Origin of the sequence: Streptomyces sp. NPDC001922 (assembly GCF_042891165.1) — a bacterium.
Classification (GTDB): domain Bacteria; phylum Actinomycetota; class Actinomycetes; order Streptomycetales; family Streptomycetaceae; genus Streptomyces.
The window spans coordinates 56895-69942 of record NZ_JBIASV010000005.1; the positions used below are offsets into that span (position 1 = coordinate 56895).

Annotated in this window: 13 protein-coding genes and 1 pseudogene; 10 read left to right on the forward strand and 4 right to left on the reverse strand. The window is 72.7% G+C overall.

What is annotated here, in order from left to right; all coding sequences use genetic code 11:
- Nucleotides 1-32 precede the first annotated feature (32 nt).
- The 4 genes from ACFYYR_RS10185 (at nucleotide 33) to ACFYYR_RS10200 (ending at nucleotide 3469) form a co-directional block, all read left to right on the forward strand.
- Complete coding sequence (locus tag ACFYYR_RS10185; RefSeq protein ID WP_388849478.1) at nucleotides 33-560, forward strand: GNAT family N-acetyltransferase; 528 nt, start codon at nucleotides 33-35, stop codon at nucleotides 558-560.
- 156 nt (nucleotides 561-716) lie between these two features.
- Nucleotides 717-1001, forward strand: coding sequence for a DUF4229 domain-containing protein (locus tag ACFYYR_RS10190; RefSeq protein ID WP_388849481.1), 285 nt, complete (start codon nucleotides 717-719; stop codon nucleotides 999-1001).
- A gap of 355 nt (nucleotides 1002-1356) precedes the next feature.
- On the forward strand, nucleotides 1357-2694 hold the full coding sequence (locus ACFYYR_RS10195) for a dicarboxylate/amino acid:cation symporter (RefSeq protein WP_388849484.1): 1338 nt from the start codon (nucleotides 1357-1359) through the stop codon (nucleotides 2692-2694).
- A 151-nt stretch (nucleotides 2695-2845) separates the two neighbouring features.
- On the forward strand, nucleotides 2846-3469 hold the full coding sequence (locus ACFYYR_RS10200) for a TetR/AcrR family transcriptional regulator (RefSeq protein WP_388849487.1): 624 nt from the start codon (nucleotides 2846-2848) through the stop codon (nucleotides 3467-3469).
- Nucleotides 3470-3535: 66 nt separating this feature from the next.
- Here the strand turns inward: ACFYYR_RS10200 and ACFYYR_RS10205 are convergent, their stop codons facing one another.
- Entirely contained in the window at nucleotides 3536-4768 is a 1233-nt protein-coding gene (locus tag ACFYYR_RS10205; RefSeq protein ID WP_388849490.1) for an FAD-dependent oxidoreductase, read from the reverse strand.
- Between the two features lie 420 nt (nucleotides 4769-5188).
- Here ACFYYR_RS10205 and ACFYYR_RS10210 point away from each other — a divergent pair, with 420 nt between their 5' ends.
- Nucleotides 5189-5818 (forward strand): TetR/AcrR family transcriptional regulator, encoded by a 630-nt coding sequence (locus ACFYYR_RS10210; protein ID WP_388850316.1) that lies wholly within the window; start codon nucleotides 5189-5191, stop codon nucleotides 5816-5818.
- A gap of 163 nt (nucleotides 5819-5981) precedes the next feature.
- On the opposite strand, the gene ACFYYR_RS10215 is transcribed toward ACFYYR_RS10210, so the two are convergent.
- From ACFYYR_RS10215 to ACFYYR_RS10225, 3 genes are all read right to left on the reverse strand, one after another.
- Nucleotides 5982-6929, reverse strand: a complete 948-nt coding sequence (locus ACFYYR_RS10215) for a MaoC family dehydratase (RefSeq protein WP_388849493.1) — start codon at nucleotides 6927-6929, stop codon at nucleotides 5982-5984.
- Between the two features lie 139 nt (nucleotides 6930-7068).
- The gene (locus ACFYYR_RS10220) at nucleotides 7069-7353 is read right to left on the reverse strand and encodes a zinc ribbon domain-containing protein (protein WP_388849496.1); all 285 of its coding nucleotides are present in this window, start codon (nucleotides 7351-7353) and stop codon (nucleotides 7069-7071) included.
- Between the two features lie 283 nt (nucleotides 7354-7636).
- Complete coding sequence (locus ACFYYR_RS10225) at nucleotides 7637-7840, reverse strand: cold-shock protein (RefSeq protein WP_351507791.1); 204 nt, start codon at nucleotides 7838-7840, stop codon at nucleotides 7637-7639.
- Between the two features lie 370 nt (nucleotides 7841-8210).
- Here ACFYYR_RS10225 and ACFYYR_RS10230 point away from each other — a divergent pair, with 370 nt between their 5' ends.
- From ACFYYR_RS10230 to ACFYYR_RS10250, 5 genes and pseudogenes are all read left to right on the forward strand, one after another.
- Nucleotides 8211-9101, forward strand: coding sequence for a menaquinone biosynthetic enzyme MqnA/MqnD family protein (locus tag ACFYYR_RS10230; protein WP_388849499.1), 891 nt, complete (start codon nucleotides 8211-8213; stop codon nucleotides 9099-9101).
- Nucleotides 9102-9411: 310 nt separating this feature from the next.
- A complete protein-coding gene (gene mqnC, locus ACFYYR_RS10235) occupies nucleotides 9412-10608 on the forward strand; it encodes a cyclic dehypoxanthinyl futalosine synthase (protein WP_388849502.1) in 1197 nt (398 codons plus the stop codon).
- A 7-nt stretch (nucleotides 10609-10615) separates the two neighbouring features.
- Entirely contained in the window at nucleotides 10616-11380 is a 765-nt protein-coding gene (locus ACFYYR_RS10240) for a hypothetical protein (RefSeq protein WP_388849505.1), read from the forward strand.
- Between the two features lie 242 nt (nucleotides 11381-11622).
- Nucleotides 11623-11691, forward strand: a pseudogene (locus ACFYYR_RS10245) (zinc-ribbon domain-containing protein); the annotation flags it as partial.
- 39 nt (nucleotides 11692-11730) lie between these two features.
- The gene (locus tag ACFYYR_RS10250; protein ID WP_388850367.1) at nucleotides 11731-12915 is read left to right on the forward strand and encodes a hypothetical protein; all 1185 of its coding nucleotides are present in this window, start codon (nucleotides 11731-11733) and stop codon (nucleotides 12913-12915) included.
- Nucleotides 12916-13048: the final 133 nt, after the last annotated feature.

Genomic DNA, 13048 nt, shown 5'->3' on the forward strand with positions numbered 1-13048 from the left:
GATCCGCACGCGAGGCCGTAGGCTCCCTGGCCATGCCGCTCACGTTCGACCCGGACCCCGCCGTCACCCCCGGTCTGCGCGACGGCATCTGCGCCCTGTGGGCGGAGGTCTCGAACGCCGGGGGCGCCGTCGGCTTCGTTCCGCCGGTGACGCCCCAGGACGTACGGCCCGAGCTGCTCACCCACCTCGCGTCCATGGCCCGGGACCGCACCCGGCTCGTCGTCGGCCGTGACGGGGACGGCACAGTCGTGGCGGCCGCCTTCCTCGCCCTCAACACCGCCGCGGTCTCCCGCCACTGGTGCTGGGCCCACACCGTGCTGGTCCACCCCTCCCACCAGGGCAGAGGTCATGGACGGGCCCTGATGGCCGCCGTCGGACGCACCGCCCGCGGACTGGACGGCATCCACGGCATCCGGCTGACCTGCCGGAGCGGCCTGGGCCTGGAGGAGTTCTACGGCGCCTGCGGCTACCGGGAGGTCGGCCGGGTGCCGGACGGGATCCGGGCCGCGGACGGCGACTTCCGCGACGACGTGACGTTCTGGCTCCGGCTCCGCCCGTGACCTGAGCCGGAGAGTCGCTGCCCACTGCCACCGCATCGGTGCACAGGCCCCGCGCCCTGGCCGGGGGCCGGGCGGTCCCCCTCATTTGATCCGGATCCGGACATGCTTCACTGGAGTCGGCACCCGTACCGCCACCGCAGAGAAGAAGGTCCCTCCGTGAGCAGCAAGCAGCACGCCACTCTCCGCTACACCGCGATGCGCTTCGGCATCTTCGCCGGCTGCTTCCTCGTCGTCTGGGGCCTGACCCGCCTGCAGGTCCTGCCGAGCGGTATCGGTGACTCCCACATCATCTGGGTGCTCCTCCTCGCCCTCGTCCTGTCGGCGCCGCTGAGCTTCGTCCTGCTGCGCAAGCAGCGCGACCGCATGTCCGAGGAGGTCGCCCCGCGCGTGGAGCGGGTCAAGGAGCGGCTGACCGCCAACCAGGCCCAGGAAGACGCGTAACGCTCGTCACAGCACCGGGCCCCCTCCGGTACCGTCCGGCCGCACCCCATCGCGGAGCAACCGCTCCACGGTGGGGTGTTCACGTTTTTCGCGGGGGTGCGCGCCGCCCCGTCATCTCAAAGAAGATCTTTGAATAGCTCAAAGTTCAAGTGTTACCGTGATGGGCATGACGACAGCAGCAGCGCACCGCATGGCCATGGGGCATCCGCTCATGGCGCGCCTGCCCGTCGATCTCTGCCGCTGTCTGCCCGCGGCCTGTTGCCGCAGCTGAGCGACAAGCATCGTCGGCGCTGCCGTCATCTCACGGCCCGCCGCACCCCGTGTCCCCCTGTCTGTTCCTTGCCGGAGTGTGCCCGTGTCCACCGAAGCCCCCGCCCCGCAGCCGGCTGCCGAGAAGAGACTCGGCAGCCTCATACCGAAGGTGCCGTTCTGGGCGCAGATCCTGCTGGGTCTCGTCCTCGGCGTCGTGCTCGGCTGGGTCGCCCGCAGCGGCGACGTCGGCTGGCTGCTCACCACCCTCGACAAGACCGGCTCGATCTTCGTCCAGCTGCTGAAGCTGGCGGTCGCGCCGCTCGTCTTCTTCGCGATCCTGGTGTCCATCACCAATCTGCGGAACGTCAACAACGCCGCCCGGCTGGCGACCCGCACCCTGCTGTGGTTCATGGTCACCTCGCTGATCGCGGTCGCCATCGGGCTCGCCATCGGCCTGATCACCGACCCGGGCTCCGGCACCGGCCTCACCCCGAAGGACGGCGCCAAGCCCGACGAGGCGGGCACCTGGCTGGACTTCCTGACGGGCATCGTCCCGGAGAACGTCGTCACCCCGTTCACCGAACTCAACGTGCTGCAGATCGTCTTCATGGCCGCCGTCGCCGGTGTCGCCGCTCTCCAGCTCGGTGAGAAGGCCCAGCCGATCCTGGACCTCAGCCGGTCCGTCCTCGAGCTGCTGCAGAAGGCCCTCTGGTGGGTCATCCGGCTCGCCCCGGTCGGCACCCTCGGCCTGATCGGCTACGCCATCGCCACCTACGGCTGGAACCTGATCGGCAAGTACGCGACCTTCACCGCCGACGTCTACATCGGCTGCGCGCTGGTGATGTTCGGTGTCTACCCGCTGCTGCTGACGACGGTCGCCAAGGTCAACCCGCTGCAGTTCTTCCGGGGCGCCTGGCCCGCGATCCAGCTGGCCTTCGTCTCCCGCTCCTCGGTCGGCACCATGCCGGTCACCCAGCAGGTCACCGAGCGCCTCGGCGTGCCGAAGGAATACGCCTCCTTCGCGGTGCCGTTCGGCGCCACCACGAAGATGGACGGCTGCGCGGCGATCTACCCGGCGCTCGCGGCGATCTTCATCGCGGAGATCTTCGGTGTGCACCTGGGCGTCGGCGACTACCTCCTGATCGCCTTCGTCTCCGTCGTCGGGTCGGCCGCGACGGCGGGTCTGACCGGTGCCACGGTGATGCTCACGCTCACCCTGTCCACCCTGGGCCTCCCGCTGGAGGGCGTCGGCCTGCTGCTGGCGATCGACCCGGTCCTGGACATGATGCGCACCGCCACCAACGTCGCCGGCCAGGCGCTGATCCCGGTCATCGTCGCCGCCCGCGAGAAGATCCTCGACCGGGACGCGTACGCCGCCGCCGGCGGGGACGCCCCGCAGGGCGCCGAAGCGGACGCGGAGCCGGCCCCGGCCGTCGCGTAACCGCCCTCCCCAGCCGTGGAGCCCCCGATTCCCCCCCCGGATCGGGGGCTCCGCTCCGTCCCGGACCACCACCGGGCGGACCGCGCGCAGGTCCGGGCGCGGTGTACGGTCTGGTGTCGGCCGAAGTGCGAGGAAAGGGGAGGGCGTCGTCATGACTCCTCGACGGAGCCCCGACCCCGACGCACCGACCTTCACCGAGCTGGCCCGCCGTCAGCAGATCATCGAGTGCACCATCGACCTGATCTCCACCCGGGGTTTCCCGGCGACGTCGCTGTCCGCGATCGCCGAGGAGGCCGGGATCTCCAAGGCCGCGGTGCTGTACCACTTCGCGTCGAAGGACAACCTCACCCGGGACACGCTGGCCTACGTGCTCGACCGGTTCACCCACTATGTGAACGAGTGCCTGGCGCGCCAGCCGGATCCGCGGGCCGCCGTCCTGGCCTACGTCCGCGCGATGATCTCCTACCAGCAGGCCAACCGCCGCCATGTCCGGGTGATCACCGAGATGCTGCTGGACGACGCCGGCGGTACCCGGCTGAAGGCACCCGGCTCCCATGACACGGCGGGCCGCTGGCAGGCGCTGGCCGATCTGCTGGCCCAGGGGCAGCAAGCCGGCCAGTTCCGGGAGTTCGCTCCGCAGGCCGTGGCGCTGGCGATCGGCGGCGCGATCGACGGCGTGGTCGCCCACTGGCTGTCGGACCCCGGTCTCGATCTCGACGCGGCGGCGGACGAGTTGGAGGTCTTCACCCTGCACGCCATCGAACGCCGCGCCTGACCGTTCCGCCCGGAGCCCCTGAGCCCTCCTCCCACGAGCGGACCGGCTCCCCGCGGCGGCTCGCCCCTATGCGGCGGCTCGGGCGAAGTCCGGTGCGCGCTCCGGACGGACGCCGATGCCGCCGAAGTAGCCGATCACGGTGCGCAGCGCCGGCACGCGCCGCACCAGCCGCATCGGCACCGGCAGCCGGTCCCCGTCGAGGGTGCCGTCCAGGGCCGGCCGCAGCAGCATCTCGTGCTCGCCCGCCTGCGACTTCTGGGTCAGGACCGTCGGCCAGTGGCGACGCCGCTGCACCCGTGCCAGGTCCCGTACGCCGACGGTGCCGCGGCGCAGCGGCCCGGCGAGGATCCGGGCGGCCGCCACGGCATCCTGCACCGCGAGGTTCACCCCGACACCGCCGACCGGCGACATGGTGTGCGCCGCGTCCCCGATGCACAGCAGGCCGTCGGTGTACCAGCGGCGGAGCCGGCCCACCGTCACCTCGAGCAGCTTGACGTCGTCCCAGGAGCGGATCGCATGCGTCGCATGGTGGTCCCAGCCGAACAGGGCGCCGAGCCGCTGCCGCAGCCAGTCGATGTCGTTCCTCCGCAGCTCCGCGTCCTGTCCCTTCCTGATGAGGTAGGAGGCCTGGTAGTAGTCGCCGCGGTCCACCGTGACCGTGGCCTCGCCGTCCCCGAACAGGGCGAACACCCGGCCGTGCCCCGCGCCGGTGGCGTCCTGCCGCGGTATCCGCACCCACCAGACGTCCATCGGGGCGTCGAACCAGTCGGAGCGCAGGCCGGCCGCCCGGCGCACCACCGAGTCCCGGCCGTCGCAGCCGACCGTCAGATCGGCCGAGAGCTCACCGGGTGAACCGTCCGCGTCGACGTACGTCACCCCTGTCACCCGGCCGTCCGCGCTGCGCAGCCCGGTGACCGAGGTGCACATCCGCAGGGTGAACGACGGCTCGGCGGCGGCCGCGGTCGCGAGCAGGTCGAGGAAGTCCCACTGCGGGACCATGGCGATGTACCGGTGCCGGCCGGGCAGGTGCCGGAAGTCGGCGAGGGTCACGGTCGTCCCGCCGATCACCATGCTCATCTCCTCCAGCCGGCGCTGCGGCAGCCGGGCGAAGCGCTCGCCGAGGCCGAGCTCGTCCAGCAGCCGGAGCGTCGACGGATGGACGGTGTCCCCGCGGAAGTCGCGCAGGAAGTCCCGGTGCTTCTCCAGGACCGTCACCTCGATCCCCGCCCGGGCGAGCAGCAGCCCGAGCATCATCCCCGCCGGACCGCCCCCCACCACGCAGCATGTCGTTTTCTCCATGGCCCGCCCCTCTCGTCGAAACGTCCGTCCCACCGCTTCGGGCGGCTCGTCCGGCCGCCCCGGTGTAACCGCACGGTCAGCAATCTAACCGATCGGTCAGTCGTGTGGGGGCGAACCTCCGAAACCGACGTTCTGCGCCTGGTGGTCCGTTCCACGGGCCCGCGTTTCCGCCCGGGGGCATGTCAACAGGGCGGATCTCGGCCGGCATCCGGCGCGGGTTCGGGCGCGGCGGCGACGGCGGCGGCCCGGCGCGACCGCGCCGGAACGCGATGCGCGGACGGGCGCGGAGGCTGCGGCGGATGCCCGCGCAACGGCGGTGTACTGGCCGGTCGGCCCTGGTGCCGCCCGGCGCCACCGTAGGCTTACCCGCGAGTAGGAAACGGTGGGGAGGCGGCCAGGGTGGGCGGGAAGACCAAGCGAATGCCCCGGGCGGTGCGAGAGCGGCAGATGCTGGACGCGGCTGTGGCCACGTTCGCGCAGCGGGGGTACCGGGCCGCCTCGATGGACGAGATAGCGGAACTGGCGGGCGTGTCGAAGCCGCTGGTGTACCTGTATCTCAACTCCAAGGAGGAGCTGTTCGGCGCCTGCGTCCGGCGGGAGGCACAGGCGCTGGTGGAGGCCGTGCGGAGCGCGGTCGAGCCGGAGTGCGGTTCGGCGTCCCGGCAGCTGTGGAACGGGCTGCGGGGCTTCTTCGCGCACACCGCCGACCACCCGGACGGCTGGGCGGTGCTCAACAGTCAGGCGCGCACCCACGGCGAGCCCTTCGCCGACGAGGTGGCCGCCATGCGCGAGCAACTCGTCGCGTACGTGCGGCGGCTCATCGCCGCGGCCGGCTGCGAGGCCCGGTGCGCCCCGGAGCCGGTTTCCGAGCGGGAGATCGCCGGACTGGCCCACGCGCTGGTCGGCGCGGCCGAGTCCCTGGCGGGCTGGGCCAACGCCGTTCCCGGCGAACGCCCTTCGGCGCAGGAGACCGCGACCGTCGCGATGAACTTCGCCTGGGCGGGGCTGCAGAACCTGATGGACGGCAACCGCTGGTCACCGGCTCCCTGAACGGCCTGCCGCCCGGGGCCCGCCTCGCCGGCCGCCCCGGACCCCGCCCCGCGTGCGGCTCGTCACGAACCGTCGGCCGGCCGGGATGGGGCAGCAGCCGTCCGGCTCCCCCACGCCGTCCCGCGTATCTCCGCCGTCGGCAGTGTCCCGCGGTGGCGTTCCGTCAGTGGTCCCCGGGGCGTGCGGAGGCCGGTCCGGGGACCGCCGCCTCCCGCCCGGAGCGGGTCCCGCCGTCGTCCGCCTCGGTGGCGCCCCGGACGACCTGCCCGGCGAGGTGGATCCGGCGGCCGTCCGGACCGCCGCGCAGCTGAAAGGCCTGACCGGCGGCGGCATAGGTGACCGTCGAGGGGAGCAGGACCGGCGAGGTGAACTCGGCCCGGACGAAGACCTGTTCCGCCAGGGACGCGCCGGACTCCGCCACGCAGCGGGCGAAGCTCCAGATGCCGTGGGCGATGGCCCGGGGGAAGCCGAGCGGCTTGGCGGTCCAGGGGTACAGGTGGATCGGGTGGTAGTCGCCGGTCGCCGCGGCGTGCCGGCGCCCGAGGTCGGCGGGGAGCGCCCAGGTGGCGCGGGCCGGAAGCAGCTCCGCCGCGCGGGCGGTGCGGCGGTCCCGGTCCGGCCGGGCGGGATGTCCGCGGCGGGCGAGGTAGGTGCAGCGGCCCTGCCAGACCAGCTCGCCGTCGCGCCGCGCCTCGGTCACGATCGTCGCCGTGGTGCCCCGGCGGTGGGCCCGCAGCCCCTCCGCGTGCACCCCCAGCTCCAGGACGTCCTCCGTGCTCAGCGGTGCCCACTGCCGGATCTCCGCCGAGGTGTGCACCAGGCCCAGCAGCGGGAGCGGGAAGGCGCGGTCGGCCATCAGCCGGGCGGTCAGCGGAAAGCCCAGGACATGCGGATAGGTGAGCGGCAGCGGCCGCGTCTGCGAGAAGCCGCACACCCGGGCGTAGGCACAGAGGCGGCCGAGGTCGATCCGGGCCTCGGGGATGACGAGCCGGGTGCCCGGCAGCGGGGCGTCCGCTCTCGGCCGCTTGCCGATGCCGGTCATGACGCCCTTGCCGAGGGCCGGCATCAGCCGCGGCGGGCGGGGCAGTCGGACAGCGGTCGAATCGGCCATGGGCCAACTCCTCACCATGGCTGGGGTGGCGCCAATTTACTTTCCAGTAAGGCTAGTCAACTTGACCCGGCCTCGAAAGGAGCGGGTTTGGAGGTAGGGCGTGGCTGGCTGCCGCGTGGTCTCCTCCATCCAGACACCCCTATGGGGTGGCGGGGACGCGTGACTCACGCCCCGCGGTCCACACGGTCTCGCCCTTGCGGCCGATGTTGTGGGACGCGTTGTCGTCTGCGTGCATGAGGGCCCCGCAGGACCGGCAGGCGAACGTTGCTTGATCGACGCGGTTCTTCCGGTCGATGTGGCCGCACTGGGAGCACTGCTGGCTGGTGTACGCCGGATCGACGTACACCAGCGGCACGCCGGCCCGCTTGGCCTTGTACTCGATGTACTGGCCGAGTTGGCGGCTCCTGGCGACGCTGGTCGACATGCCCGGATCGAGTGATCCCGGGGCCGCCGTCCGGCCGTACCGGGGATCCGCACGGCCCGCTGGGATGCCCGGGACGCTCACGCCGGGAGGGGCCCGGCGTCCCGTGCCGGCCGGGTGATTCCCGGAGAGGCCGCAGCGCCGGGACAGGAGCGCACCCCCGGGTTCCGTACCGGCACACCGGGCAAAGGCAGGAGCCCCGCTCCGCCGCCGAAGCGGGGAGCGGGGCTCCTTGGGTACTGCTAGCGTCGACCGCGATCGGCCGACCCCGGGGAGATCCGAGGGATCAGACCGGGGTGACGTTCTCCGCCTGCGGGCCCTTCGGGCCCTGGGTGACGTCGAAGTTCACGGTCTGGTTCTCTTCCAGGGAGCGGAAGCCAGTCGCGTTGATCGCGGAGTAGTGGACGAAGACATCGGGGCCGCCGCCGTCCTGGGCGATGAAGCCGAAGCCCTTCTCGGCGTTGAACCACTTGACGGTTCCGGTAGCCATAAGCCCTCCTTGGGCCAAAGGGTTGCCCTGCTCCAGAACCTGCAAGAAGTCTGAAAACTACAAAAGCCTGCGGCGTCACATGCTCCGCAGGCTCTGTACTGCAAGGGAAACCAAACTGCAACTTGCCGTGAGCGTAGCACGGGGCGCTCAGCCGGAGAAAGAGGCGAAGATCACCCGAGGGTGGGGTTTCGTGCTGAGACTGCCCCCGTGGCCCGCTGTGGCATGGATTTCCCTGGTTTCGGGTGATCTGTGGCGACGTGTCCCGATCCCTTGTGTCCCGGCGTGTCGGGCGTGTCCCGCTCGCGCCACCGCCACGCGCACCGGGGCCCCGGGTCCGGTGCCGCATGGCCCCTGGGGCTAGCCTCGCGCTGTGGACCATCCTGAGCGAGCTGCTGCCCCCGCCGTTGACGATCATCCTCGCACCCGGCCCCGGGTCGGCCACATCCAGTTCCTCAACTGCATGCCCCTCTACTGGGGCCTCGCCCGTACCGGCGCCCTGCTCGACTTCGAGCTGAGCAAGGACACCCCCGAGAAGCTCAGCGAACAGCTCATCCGCGGCGACCTCGACGTCGCGCCGGTCACCCTCGTGGAGTTCCTGCGCAACGCCGACCGGCTGGTGGCCTTCCCCGATCTCGCGGTCGGCTGCGACGGGCCGGTCATGTCCTGCGTGATCGTGTCCCAGGTGCCGCTGGACCAGCTGCACCGGGCCCGGGTGGCGCTGGGCTCCACCTCCCGTACGTCGGTGCGGCTCGCCCAGCTGCTCCTCGCGGAGCGGTACGGCATCGAGCCCGACTACTACAGCTGCCCGCCCGACCTCGGCGTGATGATGCACGAGGCGCAGGCGGCGGTGCTGATCGGGGACGCCGCGCTGCGTGCCTCCCTGCACGACGCGCCGCGCCTCGGCCTCCAGGTGCACGATCTGGGACAGATGTGGAAGGAGTGGACCGGGCTGCCGTTCGTCTTCGCGGTCTGGGCCACCCGCCGCGACTACCTCGCCCGGCATCCGCGCCTCGTGTCGTCCGTCCACGAGGCCTTCCTGGACTCGCGCGATCTCTCGCTGGAGGAGGTCACGAAGGTCGCGGAGCAGGCCGCCCGCTGGGAGGACTTCGACGCCGGGCTGCTGGAGCGGTACTTCACCACGCTCGACTTCCGGCTGGGCGCCGAGCAGCTGAAGGGCATCGCCGAGTTCGCCCGCCGGACGGGGCCCACGACGGGCTTCCCGGCGGACGTCCGGGTGGAGCTGCTCGGCGGCCCCGCGTAGCAGGCGCTCCCGCGGCGGAGCAGTGGCGACGCGGTCGGCGCCGTCGACGTCCTTGAGGATCTGCCGGTTGTCGATGCGGTAGCGGCCCGCGTGCAGCGACCCTGGGCCCGATCGCGGAGAGCGGTGCGTCAGGCCGGGCGCGGAGCCGGAGTTCCGGCCCTCCGGAGCGGGCGGAGCCGCACGGCGGCCGGCGCCGCGCCGGGGGCCACCGGGGCCGTCCGACCCCTGGCGTACGCTGGATCGGTCCGACTGTGCCATTCGGGGGGCGACCCCCGGACGCCCGAAAAACCCTCCGGAAGGGACGTCCCCGGTGAGCGAGAGCGCCGACCTCCAGTCCGTCCTCGACCGCGCCGCAGCCGGTGGCCGCATCACCCCGGAGGAGGCGCTCGACCTGTACCGGTCGGCGCCGCTGCACGCGCTGGGCGCTGCCGCCGACGCCGTGCGCCGCCGCCGCTACGCCGGCACCGAGCACATCGCGACGTACATCATCGAGCGCAACATCAACTACACCAACGTCTGCGTGACGGCGTGCAAGTTCTGCGCCTTCTACGCCCCGCCGAAGAGCGACAAGGGCTGGACGCGCGACCTCGACGACATCCTGCGCCGCTGCGCGGAGACCGTGGAACTCGGCGGCACCCAGGTGATGTTCCAGGGCGGCCACCACCCCGAGTTCGGCGTCGAGTACTACGAGGAGCACTTCTCCGCGATCAAGAAGGCGTTCCCGCAGCTGGTCATCCACTCGCTCGGCGCGTCCGAGGTCGAGCACATGGCCCGGATCTCCGGGGTGTCGGTCGAGGACGCGATCACGCGCATCCACGCCGCCGGGCTCGACTCCTTCGCCGGAGCCGGTGCCGAACTGCTCCCGGCCCGCCCCCGCAAGGCCATCGCCCCGCTCAAGGAGTCCGGCGAGCGCTGGCTGGAGATCATGGAGACGGCACACGGGCTGGGCGTGGAGTCCACCTCGACGATGCTCATGGGCACCGGGGAGACCAACGCCGAGCGGATCGAGCACATCCGGATGATCCGCGACGTCCAGGACCGTACGGGCGGCTTCCGCGCCTTCATCCCGTACACCTACCAGCCGGAGAACAACCATCTGAAGGGCCGGACGCAGGCCACCCTCTTCGAGTACCTGCGGATGATCGCCATCGCGCGGCTCTTCCTCGACAACGTCGCCCACATCCAGGGCTCCTGGCTCACCACGGGCAAGGAGGTCGGCCAGCTGTCGCTGCACTACGGCGCGGACGACCTGGGTTCGGTGATGCTCGAGGAGAACGTGGTCTCCTCCGCCGGCGCCAAGCACCGCTCCAACCTGCGCGAGATCATCGACATGATCCGCGCGTCCGGGCGGGTCCCCGCGCAGCGCAACACCACCTACCAGCACCTGACCGTGCACGACGACCCGGCGAACGACCCGGTCGACGACAAGGTCGTCTCGCACTTCTCCTCGACGGCGATCGCCGGCGGCACCGCGCACCCGGAGCTCAAGCTCATCGACGCGAGCTGAGCGCCGCGTGCTGACCGTCCACACCGCCGACGCCGTCTGGCCGGGCCCCGGCCGGGAGCCGGTGCCGGGCGGGGCGGTCGCGGTCAGCGGCACGCGGGTGGCGGCCGTCGGGCCGTACGCAGCGGTGGCCGCGGAACACCCCGGCGCGCGCGTGCGGCGCTGGCCGGGGCTGCTCATGCCCGGGCTGGTCAACCACCGTGCCCCCGAACTGCTCGAAGAGATCTACCACCCCGATCCGCGGGAGGCCGACCGGCTCGGGACCGAGCCGGTGCGGTCCCCGGACCTTCTCGACGCGCTCGCACTGACGCCCGCGCAGTGGGCGGGCAGCGCCCGGCGCGGTCTGCAGCGGATGCTGGGGCACGGCACGACCGCGGTGACCGGTCCGTTCCGGTCCCCGGCGGTCCGCACCGCGGTGACGCGGGCCGGGCTGGTCCTGGTCGCCCCGCCTGCGGGCGCGGGTGTCGGCGCGGATTCCGGTGCGGGGAGTGCCGGTGACGCGTTGCTCGACCCGTTGGGCGCGAGGGGAGCCGGGGTGACGGGGGAGCTGCCGGAGGCGGTCCTCGCGGGGAGCCTGGAGCCCGGTGCGCGTGCGGACTTCGCCGTCTTCGACGTACCGGTCGGGGAGGGTGCCGCGGCCCGGGACGGCGCCGACGGCGCATCCGCCGTGCCGGACGTGGAGGCACCCGCCGCCGTGACCGCACTGGTCCAGCGGGGAGCGGACAGTTGCGTCGCCACGGTGCTCGGCGGGCGGCTCGTCCACCGGCAGCGGTAGTCCGCCGGCAGCGGTAGTCCGCCGACCGGACTCGTTCGCCCGCGGTGGTCGTTCGGGCATCGGCGTGGGGTTCCGGAGCCGGTCGGCCGACGGATTTCTGCGCTTTCCACAGGACAGCGGCGGATGCCGATGGCCTGACGTACGCTCATATGTCCCGGAACACGCGGTCGTTGCCGGGAACCGGCAGGGTGGTGGCATGAGTCCGTACCGACGTCGGTGATCTCCTAGTCACGGAGGGCGATATGCCGCCGTTCTGCCCCCACTGCGCAACAGAACTTCCCGCTGAGGCCCGTTTCTGTATGGCGTGCGGACGGGAAGCCGGGCAGGCGGCCGACACGACCGCGGAGCCTGTGTCCACCGCCCCGGACTCCGCGGACCGTGAGGCGGTGGACCAGGAGTCCACGGGCCGTGGGTCCGCGGGGGAGAGCGAGGGCGATCACGAGCCGACGGTGGTGGTCCCGCCCGGCTCCGGGGCCGGCTCCCGGGCCTCGTCCTGCGAGGCCTCGTCCGAAGCGTCGTCCGGTGCGTCGTCCGGGGGCGGAGCGGTGGCCGCCGAAGCCGCCACCACCCGGATCGAGGCCGGGGAGGCGGTGGCACCCGCCGCCGGGCAGGCCGACGGTCCCGCCGACGGCCTGCCCGGCGAGGCGGACCCCCACAGCCCGACCGTGGCCGGGATGCAGCATCCGGCGCCGACGTTGATCGGGCCCCGGGCGCAGCCCCAGCCGCCGGCCCAGGCCGGTGTGCCGGCTCCGCCGACACTGATCGCGCCGCAGTCGCCCCGGCCGCCCGCCGCCCGCAACCGCCTGGTGACCTGGGGCGCCCTGGTCCTGGCCGCGTTCGTGGTGGGCGGCGCGGCCACGGCGGGGGCGCTCGTCCTGCGCGGCGGCGACAGGGGCAGCACCGTGCACGGGGCCGGCGACGACAAGCCCCCGGCGGTGCGGAGCGCGGCCCCGGCCACGCCCGGACCCGGGCCCGGTGCTTCGACGGTGGGCGCCGTTCCGTCGGTCTCGGCCGGCGGTTCCTCGCCCGCGCCGTCGCCGTCCTCGACCGCCCCCGCCGCGGTGCCGGCCACCCCCGGCCCGGCCTCGGAGGCCGGGCTCCCCGAGAACTACCGGCTGGCCCGGGATCCGCAGGGCTTCTCCCTCGGGGTCCCCCGGTTCTGGCAGCGGGAGGTCAGCGGCGGTCAGATCGACTACCGGGGCACGACCGGCAACTCGTACCTGCGGATGGGCATCCGCAGCACCGCCCAGTCCTCCTACGGCCACTTCCTGGAGCTCCAGGACGTCGTGCGGAAGAAGAGCGCCGACTACCGGAACGTGGAGCTGACCGAGAACACGTTCCAGGGGCGCCCCGGCGCGCGCTGGGAGTTCACCTGGACCGAGAAGGGCACCGGACGGACGATGCACGCCATCGACCAGTCGTACGTGACCGAGGACGGCACCGAGTACGCGATCTACTTCCAGGAGCGGGACGACATGTGGCCCGTGGCCCGGGAGGTCTTCGACGTCGCGCTGAGCACCTGGTCCGTGGGCTGACGCTGCCCGGGAGCGGGAGCGGGAGCGGGAGCGGGAGACCCGGGCTGGGCCCTCCACCGTCCCGCGCGCCTGTCCCGTGCCCGTCCCGCGCCTGTCCCGTGCGCCTGATGACCGGCCGCGCCGGCGCGCCGTC